At 57.8% G+C, this 16215-nt stretch carries 15 protein-coding genes, 1 tRNA gene and 1 pseudogene; 10 read left to right on the plus strand and 7 right to left on the minus strand.

All coding sequences use genetic code 11. The features are described from left to right. The first annotated feature begins 1 nt into the window (after position 1). The 6 genes from aguB (at position 2) to J0G10_RS14770 (ending at position 5580) form a co-directional block, all read left to right on the plus strand. Entirely contained in the window at positions 2-910 is a 909-nt protein-coding gene (gene aguB, locus J0G10_RS14745) for an N-carbamoylputrescine amidase (protein WP_220558790.1), read from the plus strand. Between the two features lies 1 nt (position 911). Beyond that, positions 912-2015, plus strand: coding sequence for an extracellular solute-binding protein (locus J0G10_RS14750; protein ID WP_220558791.1), 1104 nt, complete (start codon positions 912-914; stop codon positions 2013-2015). A 50-nt stretch (positions 2016-2065) separates the two neighbouring features. Continuing rightward, on the plus strand, positions 2066-3187 hold the full coding sequence (locus J0G10_RS14755; protein ID WP_220558792.1) for an agmatine deiminase family protein: 1122 nt from the start codon (positions 2066-2068) through the stop codon (positions 3185-3187). Positions 3188-3237: 50 nt separating this feature from the next. After that, positions 3238-4263, plus strand: coding sequence for a GlxA family transcriptional regulator (locus J0G10_RS14760; protein ID WP_220558793.1), 1026 nt, complete (start codon positions 3238-3240; stop codon positions 4261-4263). 476 nt (positions 4264-4739) lie between these two features. Then, positions 4740-5105, plus strand: a complete 366-nt coding sequence (locus J0G10_RS14765) for a DUF6124 family protein (RefSeq protein ID WP_093433121.1) — start codon at positions 4740-4742, stop codon at positions 5103-5105. A 118-nt stretch (positions 5106-5223) separates the two neighbouring features. Further along, entirely contained in the window at positions 5224-5580 is a 357-nt protein-coding gene (locus tag J0G10_RS14770; RefSeq protein ID WP_099759009.1) for a DUF6124 family protein, read from the plus strand. A gap of 204 nt (positions 5581-5784) precedes the next feature. Here the strand turns inward: J0G10_RS14770 and J0G10_RS14775 are convergent, their stop codons facing one another. Next, positions 5785-6813 (minus strand): alpha/beta fold hydrolase, encoded by a 1029-nt coding sequence (locus J0G10_RS14775; protein ID WP_220558794.1) that lies wholly within the window; start codon positions 6811-6813, stop codon positions 5785-5787. Positions 6814-7132: 319 nt separating this feature from the next. Here J0G10_RS14775 and J0G10_RS14780 point away from each other — a divergent pair. Then, positions 7133-7207, plus strand: a tRNA-Gln gene (locus J0G10_RS14780). A 113-nt stretch (positions 7208-7320) separates the two neighbouring features. Here J0G10_RS14780 and J0G10_RS14785 read toward each other — a convergent pair. From J0G10_RS14785 to gstA, 3 genes are all read right to left on the minus strand, one after another. Beyond that, complete coding sequence (locus tag J0G10_RS14785) at positions 7321-9309, minus strand: peptidase U32 family protein (protein WP_220558795.1); 1989 nt, start codon at positions 9307-9309, stop codon at positions 7321-7323. Positions 9310-9513: 204 nt separating this feature from the next. Next, on the minus strand, positions 9514-9894 hold the full coding sequence (locus tag J0G10_RS14790; protein ID WP_220558796.1) for a RidA family protein: 381 nt from the start codon (positions 9892-9894) through the stop codon (positions 9514-9516). A gap of 86 nt (positions 9895-9980) precedes the next feature. Further along, positions 9981-10592, minus strand: coding sequence for a glutathione transferase GstA (gene gstA / locus J0G10_RS14795; protein ID WP_220558797.1), 612 nt, complete (start codon positions 10590-10592; stop codon positions 9981-9983). Positions 10593-10699: 107 nt separating this feature from the next. On the opposite strand from gstA, the gene J0G10_RS14800 reads away from it, so the two are divergent. Both J0G10_RS14800 and J0G10_RS14805 read left to right on the plus strand, forming a co-directional pair. After that, positions 10700-11599 (plus strand): transcriptional regulator GcvA, encoded by a 900-nt coding sequence (locus J0G10_RS14800; RefSeq protein WP_220558798.1) that lies wholly within the window; start codon positions 10700-10702, stop codon positions 11597-11599. Positions 11600-11722: 123 nt separating this feature from the next. After that, complete coding sequence (locus tag J0G10_RS14805; RefSeq protein WP_220558799.1) at positions 11723-12136, plus strand: cupin domain-containing protein; 414 nt, start codon at positions 11723-11725, stop codon at positions 12134-12136. A gap of 9 nt (positions 12137-12145) precedes the next feature. Here J0G10_RS14805 and J0G10_RS29985 read toward each other — a convergent pair whose 3' ends face one another. Both J0G10_RS29985 and J0G10_RS14815 read right to left on the minus strand, forming a co-directional pair. Further along, positions 12146-12355: a hypothetical protein gene (locus J0G10_RS29985; RefSeq protein WP_095126564.1), complete on the minus strand. Its 210-nt coding sequence runs from the start codon at positions 12353-12355 to the stop codon at positions 12146-12148. Continuing rightward, a pseudogene (locus J0G10_RS14815) lies at positions 12330-12749 on the minus strand (MFS transporter); the annotation flags it as partial. The gene J0G10_RS29985 and the pseudogene J0G10_RS14815, both read right to left, overlap by 26 nt. Positions 12750-13079: 330 nt before the next feature. Between J0G10_RS14815 and J0G10_RS30200 the strand changes: the two are divergent. Continuing rightward, on the plus strand, positions 13080-13319 hold the full coding sequence (locus tag J0G10_RS30200; protein ID WP_095126565.1) for a YceK/YidQ family lipoprotein: 240 nt from the start codon (positions 13080-13082) through the stop codon (positions 13317-13319). A 119-nt stretch (positions 13320-13438) separates the two neighbouring features. On the opposite strand, the gene J0G10_RS14820 is transcribed toward J0G10_RS30200, so the two are convergent. Further along, entirely contained in the window at positions 13439-15811 is a 2373-nt protein-coding gene (locus tag J0G10_RS14820) for an NERD domain-containing protein/DEAD/DEAH box helicase (RefSeq protein WP_220558800.1), read from the minus strand. Positions 15812-16215: the final 404 nt, after the last annotated feature.

The following is a 16215-nucleotide window of genomic DNA, read 5'->3' on the forward strand; positions in this document are numbered from 1 at the left end:
CATGAGCATTCTGACCATCGCCAGCACCCAGATGCCGTGCACCTGGGACTTACCCGGCAACCTTGATCGCGCCGAGCAGCTCGTCCGTGACGCAGCGCAGCAGGGCGCGCAAGTGATCCTGTTGCAGGAGCTGTTCGCCACGCCGTACTTCTGCATCGAACAAAGCCATAAACACATGGCTTTGGCCGAGGAATATCGCGACAGCCATGTGCTCGCGCGCTTCGCCGCACTGGCCCGCGAGTTGGGCGTGGTATTGCCGCTGAGCTGGTTCGAAAAGGCCGGCAACGCCTACTTCAACTCGCTGAGCGTGGCCGATGCCGACGGGCGCCTGTTGGGTGTGTATCGCAAGACCCACATTCCCAACGCCATCGGCTATCAGGAGAAGGAATACTTCAGTCCCGGCGACACCGGTTTCAAAGTCTGGGACACCGCGTTCGGCCGCCTCGGCGTCGGTATCTGCTGGGACCAGTGGTTCCCCGAAACCGCCCGCTGCCTGGCGTTGATGGGCGCCGAAGTGCTGCTGTATCCGACGGCTATCGGCTCTGAACCCGGCTGCACGGCGCTGGATTCTCGTGACCATTGGCAGATGACCATGCGCGGCCATGCTGCTGCCAATCTGCTGCCGGTGGTGGCGGCGAACCGGGTCGGGCGAGAGGTCGCGACTACCGATCCGAGCCTGCAAATGAGCTTCTATGGCTCGTCGTTCATCAGCGATCACAAGGGCCAATTGCTCGCCAGCGCTGACCGCGACAGCAGCGGTGTGCTGCTGCACAGCGTCGATCTGGTAGCCATGCGCGAGGAGCGTTTGAGCTGGGGCATCTACCGCGATCGTCGTCCGGAGATGTACGGGCCGCTTCTCAGTCAGGATGGTCGCCAACTTCACGCGCGCTGGAATACTCAAGGGGTTTGATATGGCTATCCACCACAAACGCTTGCGCGGCGCGATCGGTCTGACGTTGATCTGCTTGATACCGTCGCTGCACGCCGAAGATAAAACCCTGCGGCTGTACAACTGGGCCGATTATTTTGCCGAAGACACCTTGAGCCGTTTTACTGCCGAAACCGGGATCAAGGTGATCTACGACGTCATGGACGGCAGCGAAACACTGGAGGCGAAGATGCTCTCCGGCGGCAGTGGCTACGACCTGATCTTCCCCGGCGACACCGTCGCCGAGCGCTTGATGCGTGCCGGCAGCCTGATGCCGCTGGATCAAGCGAAGCTGACCGAACTGGCCGACATCGAACCCGGTTTGCAGAAGCTGCGCGGTCATTACGAGCACTCCAGCAAAGCCACGGTGCCTTACACCTGGGGCACCATCGGCCTGACCTACAACGAAGAACAGATCAAAAAACGCATGGCCGACGCGCCGGTCAACAGCCTCGACATGCTGTTCAAACCGGAGCTGGCGGCGAAATTCGCCGATTGCGGGATTTCGATGATCGATTCGCCGGACGAAGCCTTGGCGGTGGTGCTCAATTACCTCGGTCGCGATCCGCGCAGCGGCAAAGCCGAAGATCTGGCAGCGGCCAGCGAGTTGCTGATGAAGTTGCGGCCGTACATCCGCAAGTTCCAGTCGCAACCGGTCACTGACCTGGTCAATGGCAACCTGTGCCTGTCGCTCGGCTACAGCGGCGACATGACCCAGGCGCAACGCACTTCGGACAGCGCCGGTAAGCACACCAAGTTTCAGTATCGCGTGCCGCGCGAAGGCACCACGGTGTGGATGGACACCATGGCCATTCCGGTCGACGCGAAACACCCGGAATACGCCTACGCGTTTATCAACTTTGTCATGCGCCCCGAGAACATGGCAGCGATCAGCAATTTTACCGGTTACCCGACCTCCAACGCCAAGGCGCGGGCGAGTGTCGATGAAAGCATGCGCGACAACCCGGATATCTACCTCGACGAAGCGACCTATGCTCGATTGATTCCGGGCAAGGATATTCCCCAGGCCGACATGCGCGCGCGCATGCGCACCTGGACCAAATTCAAGACTGCCACTGGCAAATGATCAACGGCCGGCGTACGCGTCGGCCCTTCACGGAAAGACAGGAAACCCACATGACGACTCGTCGCGATTTCATCAAACAGGCCTCGGTGGTCGCCGCTGTCAGCGCTGCGGTGACAGGCCTGGGCCTGTCGCCGGGCAAAGTCCTGGCTGCCGCGCAAGGCCGCTGGTTCATGCCCGACGAGGGCGATAAACATGAGCGCGCCTACATCGCTTTCGGCGCGCAGGATGCGATTTGGGAAGACTTCACCGAAGACGTCCAGGAAGCGCTCGGCCGCATTGCCCGCGCCATCGCCCGGTTTGAACCAGTCACCGTGTTCTGCCGCAAGAACGAACGCAGCATCGCCGAAGAATTCTGCGGCACGCGCAATATCACTTACGTCACTGCCGGGCTGGATGACATCTGGATGCGCGACATCGGCGCCAACTTCGTCATCGACGACAAGGGTGGTCTCGGCGCGGTGGACTTCAACTTCAACGGTTGGGGAGGCAAACAACAGCACAGTAAAGACGCGAAGATCGCCGCACTGGTCGCCGACGACGCGCAAGCCACGTACATCCGCACCGATCTGGTGGGCGAGGGCGGGGGCATCGAGGTCGACGGTCACGGCACCGGGATCATGACCGAGAGCAGCTGGATCAACAGCAACCGCAATCCGGACTGGAGCAAGGCCGATGTCGAAGCCGAACTGAAGGAGCGTCTGGGCCTGCGCAAAATCATCTGGCTGCCGGGGATCAAGGGCAAGGACATCACTGACGCTCACGTCGATTTCTATGCGCGCTTCATCAAGCCCGGCGTGGTCATCGCCAACCTCGACACCGACCCTGAATCCTACGATCACAAGGTCACCCTGGCGCACTTGGAAATCCTCAAGAACGCCACCGATGCTGACGGTCGCAAATTACAGATCCACACGATGTCGCCGCCGCTGAAACCGCGCCAAAGCAAGTTCAACCAGAACAACCCGGACTTTGCCGCCGGTTACATCAACTACTTCGTGATCAACGGCGCAATCATCGCTCCGGAATTTGGCGATAAAGCGGCAGACAAGAAGGCCTTTGATCTGCTCTCGCAGCTGTATCCGCAGCGCGAAATCGTCCAGCTCAACATCGATGCAATCGCCGCCGGTGGCGGTGGAATTCACTGCGTGACCAGCCATCAACCACAGGCGTGATTGACTCTGACGCGGATCAAGCCAACTATCGGCGCACAACAACATGACCGATGGACCACAACTTGATCGAACGACGCCAATTCAGCGGAGGCATGAAGGGGAAAAACCTCCGCTATCTGAATGAGCAAAGCGCGGATGAAACGCGCATGACCCGCACCGGTTTTCTGCTGCTCGAACACTTTTCGCTACCGGCGTTTACCCAAGCACTGGACACCGTTGTCACCACCAACCTGCTGCGTCCGGGGCTGTTTTCCTCGCGCACGTTTGGTTTGGGCGACGGCGAAGTCATCAGTGATCTGGGGCTGGTCATCCGCCCTGACGCACGTCTGGATTCAGCCGCGCTTCAGCAACTGGATCTGCTGGTGGTGTGTGGCGGGTATCGCACCGAGTTGCGGGCGAGTGAGGAGTTTATTCATTTGCTTCAGGTTGCAGCGGAGCGGGGCATCAGCCTCGCCGGGTTGTGGAACGGTTCGTGGTTTCTCGGCCGCGCCGGGCTGCTCGATGGCTACCGTTGCGCGATCCACCCGGAGCACCGCCCGGCGCTGACTGAAATCGCCAAAACCACCCACGTCAGCAGTGAGCCTTACGTGATCGACCGCGACCGGCTCACGGCATCGAGTCCGTCCGGCGCTTTCCACATGGCATTGGACTGGATCAAGAGTCTGCACGGCAAAGCCCTGGTCGAAGGGATCGAAGACATCCTCGCCTTCGAGGAATCGCGTTACCGGCGCATCAAACCAGACGAGAACATCTGCGTCAGTGCGCCGTTGCGTGAAGTGGTGAAGCTGATGGATGCCAATCTGGAAGAGCCGCTGGAGCTGGAGCAACTGGCGGTGTATGCCGGCCGTTCTCGTCGGCAGTTGGAGCGCTTGTTCAAGGAGCAACTGGGCACCACGCCGCAGCGCTATTACCTGGAACTGCGCATCACCGAAGCGCGACGTTTGCTGCAACATACGGAGCTGTCACAAGTGGAAGTGCTAGTCGCATGCGGCTTCGTCTCGCCGAGTCATTTCAGCAAATGCTACAGCTCATATTTCGGCTACAGACCTTCCAAAGAAAAACGCCTGGTCAAATAACCCAAGCCGTCACCCACCTGAGTTCACCTCGGTATCCCACGTCGGCGTACCTCCCCCAAACAGCCGGTCAGTTCCCTCTCCCTTTGGGAGAGGGCTAGGGTGAGGGGCTTTTAAACGCTATCACCCACGCACGTTTAACTTACACGCACTGTTACGCCATAACGGCTACAACACCTTGCGCCGTTGCCTACGCGTACGCCAGAATCCGCCGGCTTACGCGCCTTGAGGCGGGCTGTATCGTTTCCCTGTCACTGCAAAACAGTGATCGGGTTTGGTAGCCCGTTTTCTAAGCGTTATGCGCCGCTATATGCAGTCTCTTTTCGGGGCTCGGTTTTTTATGGTGGCCATGCGTGGGGCTCCTTCGGGAGCGCCGGGGTTTACTCGCTTAGACCGGTCTACCAACCTGCGCAATGGTCACCACCTCGTTTGGTAGCGTGAGTGATGGCTCCTTATTTTTTGCTAAGCGAGTGTCATCTATGTTCAAAATTACGCCAAACCCGCCAGAAACCGATCCAATCCCCTACGACGCCGCACTCGAACCTCAAAACATCAAAGAGGCCACCGACCGCGCGATCAACTTCTATCTCAACCCCTCAGCGCTGAAGACCTCAGTACCCACCCGCAAGACCGGCAAGATCTACCTCATCGACCCCACAGTGGATAACGAAACCCTGCTCGTCGAAGCCACTGAAACCTTGTCCTCCGCCACTGACATGGCCCGTGAACTCGCCGATTCGATAGAACCCTCACAGCGCAAAAAGATGCTGATCCTGCAACAGGTGATCATGCTCAGCGAGCTGGTGGTCGGCCGAGTTCTGGACAACCAGCGCTTGCCGCACTAGTCGCGGAGCAGATGGGTGAGGGGGCTCGCTCCCTCATTGCACAGAAGCGTCCGTAATCGCGGCGCTTCACGCCTTCTATCAAAGAGCCGCCAACGGTTCTTGTCTGGAGTTTCAGCTGATGTCCCAGCCACCCGAACCACCGGTCACTGACCTGATATCGCCGTACGCCTCGCCCAATTCAAGAAAGCTCCACGAAGCGGCAGAGCGTGCACTCGACCATTACCTGTTGCCTGCCGCGATCATGGCCACACCCTATACGCCCAATGCTCTGTTCATGGCCAACCCGCAAGCAGACACGGAGTCGCTGCTGACCAATGCTTGCGGCTCCCTGGCGTCCGCGTCGGTCATGCTCGGTAATTTTGCCGGAATGCTGGAGGGCGCAAATCGTCATACCCTGCTGGGTATTGCGCAAGTGGTCATGTTGGGGGAGTTGGCGGTGAACAAGGCGCTGGATCTGGTTGTGCCAACCGAGTGATCGCGCACGTTAGTCGGGGTTGAGGGTGTCTGGTCGGGCGTGATCGCGAGCAGGCTCACTCCTACATTTGAAATGCGTTCCCCCTGTAGGAGTGAGCCTGCTCGCGATGGCGTCCGTTCAGGCAAAGCATCTGCAAAACGTGACCATCCCTCCACCCTCAAATAATCAAGCAGTCAGCCTGAGCGGCTGACTGCCTTTTTGTTTCTACAGGTGATCCGCATCAATCACCGCTTTGGCAAACGCCTGCGGATCTTCCTGGGGCAAGTTGTGCCCGATCCCGCCATTGATCAAGCGGAACTGATACTTGCCGGTAAAGCGCTTGGCGTAATCCTCCGGCGCCGGGTGCGGCGCGCCGTTGGCATCGCCTTCGAGGGTAATGGTCGGCACGTTGATCGACGGCGCGGTAGCGAGCTTCTGTTCCAGCGCGGCGTATTTCGCTTCACCCTGCACCAGGCCTAAACGCCAGCGGTAGTTGAACACGGTGATGTCGACGTGATCGGGGTTCTCCAGCGCTTTGGCACTGCGATCGAACGTGGCGTCGTCAAATTTCCACTGCGGCGAGGCCAGTTGCCAGATCAGCTTGGCAAAGTCGTGAGTGTTTTTCTCGTAACCGGCACTACCACGGTCGGTAGCGAAGTAGAACTGATACCACCACTGCAATTCAGCCTTGGGCGGCAGCGGGTTTTGCCCAGCGGCCTGATTGCCGATCAGATAACCGCTGACCGAAACTAATGCCTTCACGCGTTCCGGCCACAGTGCCGAAACGATGTCCGCCGAACGCGCGCCCCAGTCATAGCCGCCAAGCACCGCTTGCTTGATTTTCAACGCGTCCATGAAGTCGATGACGTCACTGGCCAGCGCCGCTGGTTGGCCATTGCGCAAGGTGTCTTTGGAGAGGAACTGCGTATCGCCATAACCGCGCGCATACGGCATCAACACCCGATAACCCTTGGCCGCGAGCAGCGGCGCGACTTCGTCGTAGCTGTGAATGTCGTAGGGCCAACCGTGCAACAGGATCACCACCGGGCCGTCTGCTGGGCCGGTTTCGGCATAGGCGACGTCAAGCACGCCAGCCTTCACATGCTTGAGCGGGCCGAAGGGTGAGGGCGCGGAATAGCTGACGGCGGCCGGTTCAGTGGTTTGCGCCTGAGCGCTGCCAAAAGCGCCGAGCAGCGCCACAGCCAGAATCGACAAGCCGAATGCAGTTTTGCGGGTGTGCAGTGCCATCTTCATGGTGACGTCTCCTTTGCGAGCCTTTGGCCAAGGGTTCTGAATGAACACCTGAAACCTTGAGTGCATTTGAGCGCGGAGACGTATCTGGCCTGTGTCGAAGAACGGCTTCGTTGAAAGTCGATGTGTCGCGGTGGGGTTCGTACACAGTGTGATACACGGCGGCGAAACCGACTCCCCCTGGACCTGATTCAGGCCAAAATAATAAGTCGCTGTTTTAAAACAAAAAATATTTCACTTCGCGCTTCCCAAAGCCAAAAAACCTTGGTAAATTGCGCCCCGTTCTCACAGCGAACCTAACGAAGTAGCTGGGAAGAGCAGTAGGGGCGTCGCCAAGCGGTAAGGCAGCAGGTTTTGATCCTGCCATGCGTTGGTTCGAATCCAGCCGCCCCTGCCATATTCGAAAAAACGCCAACTTCGCAAGAAGTTGGCGTTTTTTTATGCCTGCGATTTGGCCCGGTGGTGCAGGGCAGGCGTGCGCGGCGCCGAAGCACCGCGCACGTCATCCACTCAGTGCGGTGCGCGCTGGATGGTTTTCATCAGGTCTTCGGGGCTGATGTGGCCGACCACGCTGCCCGGTTGCGGCAGGTTGAGGATGTGGCCTTTCATCTTGCCGATGATGTGCATTTCGCACGGCTTGCAATCGAACTTCAGCGTCAGTACTTCATCACCGTGGATCAACTGCATCGGCGCAACCTTGGTGCGCACGCCGGTCACGCCTTTGGCCTGTTTCGGGCACAGGTTGAAGGAGAAGCGCAGGCAGTGCTTGGTGATCATCACCGGCACTTCGCCCGGTTCTTCGTGAGCCTCGTACGCGGCGTCGATCAGCTTCACGCCGTGACGGTGATAGAAGTCGCGCGCCTTTTGGTTGTAAACGTTGGCGAGGAACGTCAGGTGCGAATCCGGGTACACCGGTGGCGGACTGGTTTCAGCCTTGCGGCTACCACGCGGGTGCGCGGCGACGCGAGCGGCGGTCAGCGCTTCGATCACTTCACGGCGCAGCGACTTGAGCTGCGAGTTCGGGATGAAGAACGCCTGTGGCGCATCCAGCTTGACGTCGGTGGCGTGGTACTGCGTGGTGCCGAGCTGGCCGAGCAGATCGCGCAATTGCTCCAGCGCTTGCTCAGGCTTGTTGGCCACACCGAACGGACCGGCGAGGGTGACGCTGGCGCTGATGCCTTCTTCACTGGTGGCGGTGACTTCCAGCTGCTCTTCACGCAGGCGTGCGACCCAGCTCAGGGCCACGCGACGCTCCGAAGAGGTCTTCTGCAGTGCCTGTTGCCAGTTGTGATCGAGGTTGCGATTCAGCGGGTGGTTCGGGCGCAGCTTGTACAGGCCTTCCGGCATTTCGTTCGGTTCGACGCGGTAGCGGTAGCGCTTCTCGCCGTCTTCTTCGAACTCGCCTTTGGCTTCAGCGATGTTGGCGCGGAAACCGACCACTTCGCGTTTGACCAGCACGTTCAAACCATCGCCGTTGGACAGCGGCTCTTGGGTGACGACCTGCATGTCGCGCTTGCCGACTTTCTCGACGGTGCCAACCGGCAGACCGGTGAAGGTCGGCGAGTCGAACGCGCCGATGTCGATCTTGCGATCGGTGACGAAGTAGTCGGTGCTGCCACGGTGGAAGGTTTTTTCCGGGTCAGGCAGGAAGAAGTGCGCGGTGCGACCGCTGGACGCGCGGGCCAGGTCCGGGCGATCTTCGAGCACGTCGTCGAGGCGCTGGCGGTAATAGGCGGTGATGTTCTTCACATAGCCCATGTCCTTGTAGCGACCTTCGATCTTGAACGAGCGCACACCGGCTTCAACCAGGGCGCGGATGTTGGCGCTCTGGTTGTTGTCTTTCATCGACAGCAGGTGTTTTTCGTAGGCGATCACGCCACCCTTTTCATCTTTGAGGGTGTACGGCAAACGGCAGGCTTGCGAGCAGTCGCCACGGTTGGCGCTGCGCCCGGTCTGCGCGTGGGAGATGTTGCACTGGCCGGAGAAGGCCACGCACAACGCGCCATGGATGAAGAACTCGATGGCGGCGTCGGTTTCGTCGGCGATGGCGCGGATTTCCTGCAGGTTCAGCTCGCGGGCCAATACCAGTTGCGAGAAACCGGCCTGATCGAGGAACTTCGCCCGCTCAAGGGTGCGGATGTCGGTCTGGGTCGAGGCGTGCAGTTCGATCGGCGGAATGTCCAGCTCCATCACGCCCAGATCCTGAACGATCAGCGCATCGACGCCAGCGTCGTACAACTGATGGATCAGCTTGCGGGCCGGCTCCAGTTCGTTGTCGTGCAGGATGGTGTTGATGGTGGTGAAAATTCGCGCGTGATACTTGCGGGCGAATTCCACCAGCTCGGCGATTTCGCTGACTTCGTTGCAGGCGTTGTGGCGCGCGCCGAAGCTCGGGCCGCCGATGTACACGGCGTCGGCGCCGTGCAGGATCGCCTCACGGGCGATGGCGACATCGCGGGCAGGGCTGAGCAATTCCAGGTGATGCTTGGGCAAGGACATAGTTTTTTTAGTCAGGCTGTCACGGTTAGGCGCGCATTCTACCCGTGAAACGCGCGCCCGGCACGCCTGTGCTGCCCGATGGTGAACTTCCACTCCGGACCTGTAGGAGCTGCGGCACGCTGCGATCTTTTGATCTTGAAGCTCAGATCAAAAGATCGCAGCCTCGTTTCACTCGACAGCTCCTACAGGGGCTGGGGTGGTGTGTCAGGCCTTGGCCGCCATCGCAGTGACTTCCACGCGCATGCCTTCAACGGCCAGCGACGCCACACCTACTGCCGCACGCACCGGCCAAGGCTTGGCGAAGAAACGCTTGTAAACCTCGTTGAATGCGGCGCGATCCGCCATGTCGGTCAGGTAGATCGTCAAGTGCATCACCCGATCCATCGAACTGCCGGCACCTTCCAGCGCAACTTTCAGCGCCTGCAGGGTGCATTCGCTTTGCGCGGTGATATCGCCCAGTTCCAGACTGCCGTCGGCACGGGTTGGAATCTGGGTGGAAACCATGATGCCGTTGAATGTGGCGACGTCCGAGGAAATCGAGTCGGCGTCCGGATCGGGAGTGAAGGTGATGTCTTGGTTAGCCATGCTGATCCTTTGATTGAGCGAGTGAAGATGGCCGCAGTTTACAGATACAGCGTCGACATGGCCCGCTCCGTGGCAACAGAGGCCGGTCAGACCGGCTGCGTCGCGGCTTCCGCCGCGATGGCTGCAAGAACGCAGGGGCGGGCGCCGATGCGCTGCATGTAGCTGGCAAGTGCCGGCCAGTCCTGTATGTCGATGGCAAAGGTCGGCAGCCACTTCAGCACGGTGAACAGATAAGCATCGGCGACGCCGAATCTGCTCATCAGATAGTCCCGAGCCGACAGTTGCTGATTCAGGTAGTCGAGGCGCTTGAACAGTGTGTGGCGGAAAATCGTTTTGACCGATTCCGGGATCTGCGCATTGAACAGCGGTGCACTGCCCCCGTGAATTTCCGTACTGATGAAGTTCAGATGTTCCTGCAAGCGCGTGCGCTCCCATGAACCCAAGGGTGGCGCCAGCGTGTTGCCGGGCACCTGATCGACCAGAAACTGCAGGATCGCCGGCCCTTCCGTCAGTACCTCGCCGTTATCCAGAACCAGCGCTGCAACGTAGCCCTTCGGATTGATCTCGCGAAAGTCATGGCCATCGGCGGTGCGTTTACTCTGGTTGTTGACGCGAACCAGTTCGAACGGCAAACCCAGTTCTCGCAGCACAATGTGCGGGGAAAGCGAACAGGTCATGGGCGCAAAATACAGTTTCATGGCACTTCCTTGCTGAGAGAGAGCGCCAGATTCCATTGCCGAAGCGGCTTTCGCAAAGGTCATTTACGGTGCTAGCGTATGACAAAATCTCATGAGCACTCAGAACCATGACGGTCCGACTTCCCTCGCTGAATGGCTTGCGCGCCTTTGAAGCGGTCGCCAGGCACATGAGCTTCACCAAGGCTGCCGAAGAACTCAATGTCACCCAGACCGCTGTCAGTCACCAGATTCGCCGACTCGAAGCCGAGCTGGGCGGGCCACTGTTTTTGCGGCTCAACGAGGGGTTGGTGCTGAGCGAGGACGGGCACGCCTATTTGCCGGGTGTGCGTGCAGCGTTTCATGAACTGCGGTATTCGACTGAGCAGTTGCTCGCGTCTCGCGATAAAAGCGTGCTGACGATCAGTACGCTGGTGTCGTTTGCATCGAAGTGGTTGTTGCCGCGTTTGCCGTCCTTCCAGCAGGCGTTTCCCGCTATCGATGTGCGAATCAGTGCGGTCACTGAGCTGGTCGACTTTCGCAAGGGCACGATTGATGCGGCGATCCGTTATGGGCGCGGCGACTGGAAGGGGTTGCGTGGCGATTTTCTGATGTCCGATGATGTTTTCCCGGTATGCAGTCCGGCATTGGCGAAGACGTTGCGAACGCCCGCAGACCTGGCCAATCACGCATTGCTGCAAGTCAGTGGCGCGACGGCCGGTGACTGGAGCGCCTGGTTGCGTGCCGCAGGCCAGCCGCCGCAACTCGCTGAAGGCCCGCGCCTGACCTTCGATCTGGCGCTGATGGCGGTACAGGCAGCGGTTGACGGGCAGGGTGTGTGCATTGGCCGTTCAACCTATGTCGAGGACGATCTGCGGGCCGGCCGTCTGGTGGCTCCCTTCGATCTGCGCCTTGAGGATGAACTCGGCTTTTATCTGGTAGCGCCCCATGAAACGGCGCAATCGAAGAAGATCGTGGCGTTCAGGACATGGCTGTTGGCACTGTCACCGGGCAAAGACAATTTTGTATAAACGTGTATCAAGTTGCCGCGCAGACACACGCGAACAATAAACCCGGGGTTTACGACACATCAGCCATACACGCGACTCCCAAAGTAGCGGTCACACCACCACTGCGTTTGAGAGGGCAACATCATGCATCGTCCACTGTTACTGGCCAGCGCTGCGCTACTCGCTTCAATGATCGGCATCGTCGACGCGGCTGACGCGCCAGCCAAAAGCTGGCAACAAGGTTTGAGCCGGACCGATCTGGTGCGCGAGGACCTCGGCGCTGCCGAGCGCGAAGTGATTCAGGCGCGAGTCGATTTCGAACCGGGCGTGACTTCGCCTAGGCATGCACACCCGGGTGTCGAGGTCGCTTACGTGATCAGCGGCACGTTCGAATATCAACTGGAGGGCAGGGCGCCGGTGACGTTGAAGGCGGGGGATTCGCTGTTCATTCCGCAAGGGGTGACGCATGTGGCCAAGAACGTGGGTACGGACAAGGGGTCGGAGCTGGCGACTTACATCGTCAAAAAGGGTGAACCGGTGCTGATTCTCAAGCCGTAGGTCCGCGATTCAATGGAGCGTCGCCGCTCGGCGACTTTCGCCAATCCTGATTCGGTCCAGCGCTCGGTTCAACGCGTCAAGGGCATCGAGAAGCGCTTTGGCCTCGGCTTCGCGACCTTCGCCCCAGAGGCGCTCGGCCATTTTGTTTAAGGCCTGGATCGAACGCTCAATGTCTGCGGCGGTGGCTTTGTGTTCAGGGGCCGGTGGTTTCTTCGGCATTCAGGGTTCCTCTGCTGACGGCAAACCACCATACCGCTGCGGCGCCCAACAGCATAGTCAGCACGGCCAGAATCAGGATCACTCCTTGCGTACCCAGGCTTGAGGCCAGCAGCGCCACCAGCAACCCCGCCAAAGGTTGCGAGAGATTATTGAGCAAGGTGATCACGCCCACGGTCTTGCCGAAGTCCTTGGCCGGAATCACCCGCTGACGGATGCTGCGCATGTAGATGTTGAACATCTTGTCGAAGCCGACGATCAGCAGGAACCCAAGCACATAGCCGGCCAGATTCGGACTCAGTGCACTGATGAGGGTACCCGCGGCGATACCGCCAACGGCACAATGAACAGCAGTATCTGATCTGCCAGCCGTGACAGAAACAGCGAGGTAAAAAAGGCCAGGTAGTCCTTGCGCAAAACGAAGCTCCTTTTTGTCGACGGTCTGGCGTCACCTTCTGGATACTACGTGTTCCGGGATAGATGATCTCTGTTGGCGCTCAGTCGAAAATTCGTGATTCCGGATTCAATGACAACGCCCGCCACAACTATGCCGCGCCGGGTTTCGCGACACGGGTACTTGGCATTATGTGCAGGCTTCTCGGCAAACAGCGTGGCAATTCAACGGTTGATCGGGAGTAAACAGGTACGGGGCTGTCGCAGGTGGGGTGACCCATTCTGTACAACAGCGTCTATGCAAGTCTGCGCAAAGAAGTAATAAGGACATTACGTGGTTCGAAAGGCGATTCTACTAGTGCTGGCAGCCAGTCTGAGTGGGTGTATGGCAACCGCCATGCGTATGGATTATGACAAGCACCGTTGCCCCTACATCGGTATTCGGTTTGACTGGTGGTTGGTAGGCACATCCAAAGGAAAACTGATTCCATTTTTACTGATCGACGCGCCATTTTCCTTGGTAGTCGACACGGTCTTTTTTCCCATCGAATATCAATACAGCTGCAATCTCTAAGCTGCTGTTGGCGATCGTGTTGAGGTTTGCTCTGCCCGGGGCTCAACCCGCATTCGGCGAAGTGACAGGCAGAAAACGGCCAAGAACGGACGTTCGAGCATTACTATAACCTCTGGAGTTTATTCGCTTAGCCGGTACGTTCCGGTTTCGATCTTCACCATCAATTTCTGTGCGCAGAGGCTATTAATCGTGCTGCGCGCGAGAATCTCGATGGAAACGTTCAGTTCGCGGGCTACCAGTACTTCTTGCAGCCAATGCACTACTTGGGATTTTGTGGCGACTGCAGCCTCGTTGCGCATCCGGAATTCGACGATCGTGGTGGCGAGGAATAGGACTGGGAATTCAATAATTCCATACACACTGTCATTAGAACGCGGAAACTGGAAATTGCCGATCAGTACCGCCACGTTAATCAAAGACTGCCATCGTAAATTTGACTGTTTGTCTCCCATTTGAGATGCCTGCAGGACGATCTCAGAGACAACGAGCTGGTCCAATGGGGCGGCGGGGCAACTAAGACACATGCCGTACATGTTATGTGGTGTCATCGTTACGCATTCTTTGCAGTGCTTGAGAGATCCCTCCGTCAACTCATTACGCACAGAGTCAATGCCATTGATAGGAAGGCCTGTCGTTAGTGAGACCCACCAGCCCCAAAGCTGAACACCGCGACTGCTCCACTTAGCGCCGCCTTGATATACCCATCGTTTCCATTGGCTTGCATAAGCGAATGCTTCGCCAAAGACCTCGTGTCTTCCAACAGTACCTGCGTATTTCTCCATCCTGTTGACGATAAATCGTGGTGCCAAAACACGGGAGTCCTTCTCCAGCACTGACGTGCGATCTATCTTTTCCAAGCCTTTACGTAGGAAATCTGACTTTACGCTTTTCTGACCCACGAGCAGTTCGACAGGCACGATGATATAAGCTCGAGTGGTAGCCCGCCCTAGAGCGCAAGCCAATGTGACGTCGTCCATTTCGAACCCCGCGATAACGATGACGATTGCCGTCTCCATGCCGCGATACGCCGAGATCGTTGAGCGTGGAACATCGATACCTTCAAGCGACGAGGAGAACTGGCTTAGGACAATCAAGTCCTCCTTCATGACACCCGCTTTAAAAAGATCGGTCATCATGGTCTTGAGTGTCTTGGAGACATCCCAGGTAATGCTTCTGAAAAAGTCATCTACGGATACCGGACGAGGGCAGTTCACCTCATGTCGTGGTGGTAGTATCTCCATCATCGTCTGAGTGATGACTCCGGGATTTCGGTAGACCGTCGCCAGATAGAAGAATCGCTCGCCATAAGTTTCCTCCAGGAACTGATAAGAACAGCCCTTTTCGATACCGGGAAGTACCTGGAGCTCGTCAGCAAAAACGAACTTACGCGCGTTGGCGAAATGGTCGCGCAGTGCCAAGTGATCGGCCTCATTGAGCGCTTGGGCCTCATCAACGATTAACCCCGCGTACTGATTGTCCACTGTACCAAGCAAGGCTTGGTGGTGCTCGTCATAGTTGAGCTCGCCGTTGCTACTTTTTTGATTACGAGTACCTAGGGATTCGCAGTAGGAGTGGAAGGTTTGAACCGTAACCGCCCGGCCGAGTTGGCTCAATTGAGAGGCCACCTTGTTCGTAATCTTACGGTTTTTTAAAAGAACGAGTACTTTGAGGCCCCGCGCAACAAGCTGCTCTGCAAGAGAACGTGCGATCAACGTCTTGCCACTACCCGAGAACCCAGCGATCAGTCTGAGATCAGAATTGACGCACGACGCTACTTGATTTGCCTGTTTCTTGTCTAATTGAAGCCACAACTGGCCGTCCGCAACGATTTTGCGGCCAAGAGCCCCTTCTTGCATCTCCTGCGGCCAGACTAAATCGAGGAATTGTTCAATTTCATGGCTGAAGTTGTCTTGGCTGCCATAGTTCAGTGCGGACTTCCAGTGCACCATTAACTGCATGATGCGCGCGGGCATATCCTGACGATGCTTGCGCAAGATTAGAATGCCGTCGGGCAGTTGCCGATCGAACGGCACATACGCACTGGCGATCTTCGAGCGCTCAAGATCGAAGTCTGGGAAGTGTACTGCGTATCCTACAGGGCACTTCATTTGCCACGACTGCAACATCCCTACTAGGACGAAAGCATTGTCCTTGACCTGATTCAGGGGATCGATTTCGTATTTGTCACGCTCGTGAATGAATCGAACCCCTGAGGGCTGATACGTCCCCGACTTCGTCTCAATACAAAGCATGCCAAGATCTGCATGCAGGATCACAAAGTCCACCTCGCCGGACAGGTGCTTCCTGTCCAATGAGACTTTCAGGTATTCCTGCAACTGCTGCGAGTACACTCGCTTGGTCCTGCCACGCAGCCAAGGTAGCGAGTGAATGACGACGAACCCATCGTCAAGTGCCGCTAGCTCTTGAAAGAGGGTGAATTCGCCTTCGCTGCGGAATTCCGCATGGTCTAGTGCTGGAAAAAATCTGGCCATGGATGAGGGAAATACTAAGTCCGTTTAAAGTTTTCAGTATGTTATCGGCTTGTGGGCATAGTAGGTTCAAACACCTCTTCGCAGAGCTGAGGCGAATAACTGCGTTTCAGAGAGCTTGGATTTGCAAACATAAAGGCTCCAGACTCGCTTCGGCTACAGTTTAGTTGTTTGGAGCCTGAAGTAGTGGGAGGCTTCGATTATTCTGGCTAAGGGGGCCGTGTTTGCTCAACCTAGAGGACCTCAGGTGACGTGCTCGCGTTTGACCGATAGCGTTGCAACCAGGAGCTGCTGTCGACATTTGCCTGTGGGGCTTTACTGACATGAGCGCCTGCTTCTGCCCGAAAGCTGCCCGTTGACCAAAGTCAATGCAATCAACGCGCTCTGCTTCGAGTGATTCGATTCGC

The sequence above is a fragment of the Pseudomonas germanica genome, assembly GCF_019614655.1.
Lineage (GTDB): Bacteria > Pseudomonadota > Gammaproteobacteria > Pseudomonadales > Pseudomonadaceae > Aquipseudomonas > Aquipseudomonas neuropathica.

Bases quoted from the DNA above. Each gene is read 5' to 3' on its own strand.
- gstA (WP_220558797.1), bottom strand. From the start codon at position 10,592: ATGAAACTGTATTTTGCGCCCATGACCTGTTCGCTTTCCCCGCACATT.
- J0G10_RS14805 (WP_220558799.1), top strand. From the start codon at position 11,723: ATGCATCGTCCACTGTTACTGGCCAGCGCTGCGCTACTCGCTTCAATG.
- J0G10_RS14800 (WP_220558798.1), top strand. From the start codon at position 10,700: ATGACGGTCCGACTTCCCTCGCTGAATGGCTTGCGCGCCTTTGAAGCG.
- J0G10_RS14820 (WP_220558800.1), bottom strand. From the start codon at position 15,811: ATGGCCAGATTTTTTCCAGCACTAGACCATGCGGAATTCCGCAGCGAA.
- J0G10_RS14785 (WP_220558795.1), bottom strand. From the start codon at position 9,309: ATGTCCTTGCCCAAGCATCACCTGGAATTGCTCAGCCCTGCCCGCGAT.
- J0G10_RS14775 (WP_220558794.1), bottom strand. From the start codon at position 6,813: ATGAAGATGGCACTGCACACCCGCAAAACTGCATTCGGCTTGTCGATT.
- J0G10_RS14765 (WP_093433121.1), top strand. From the start codon at position 4,740: ATGTTCAAAATTACGCCAAACCCGCCAGAAACCGATCCAATCCCCTAC.
- J0G10_RS14770 (WP_099759009.1), top strand. From the start codon at position 5,224: ATGTCCCAGCCACCCGAACCACCGGTCACTGACCTGATATCGCCGTAC.
- J0G10_RS14750 (WP_220558791.1), top strand. From the start codon at position 912: ATGGCTATCCACCACAAACGCTTGCGCGGCGCGATCGGTCTGACGTTG.
- J0G10_RS14760 (WP_220558793.1), top strand. From the start codon at position 3,238: ATGGACCACAACTTGATCGAACGACGCCAATTCAGCGGAGGCATGAAG.
- aguB (WP_220558790.1), top strand. From the start codon at position 2: ATGAGCATTCTGACCATCGCCAGCACCCAGATGCCGTGCACCTGGGAC.
- J0G10_RS14755 (WP_220558792.1), top strand. From the start codon at position 2,066: ATGACGACTCGTCGCGATTTCATCAAACAGGCCTCGGTGGTCGCCGCT.
- J0G10_RS14790 (WP_220558796.1), bottom strand. From the start codon at position 9,894: ATGGCTAACCAAGACATCACCTTCACTCCCGATCCGGACGCCGACTCG.
- J0G10_RS29985 (WP_095126564.1), bottom strand. From the start codon at position 12,355: ATGCCGAAGAAACCACCGGCCCCTGAACACAAAGCCACCGCCGCAGAC.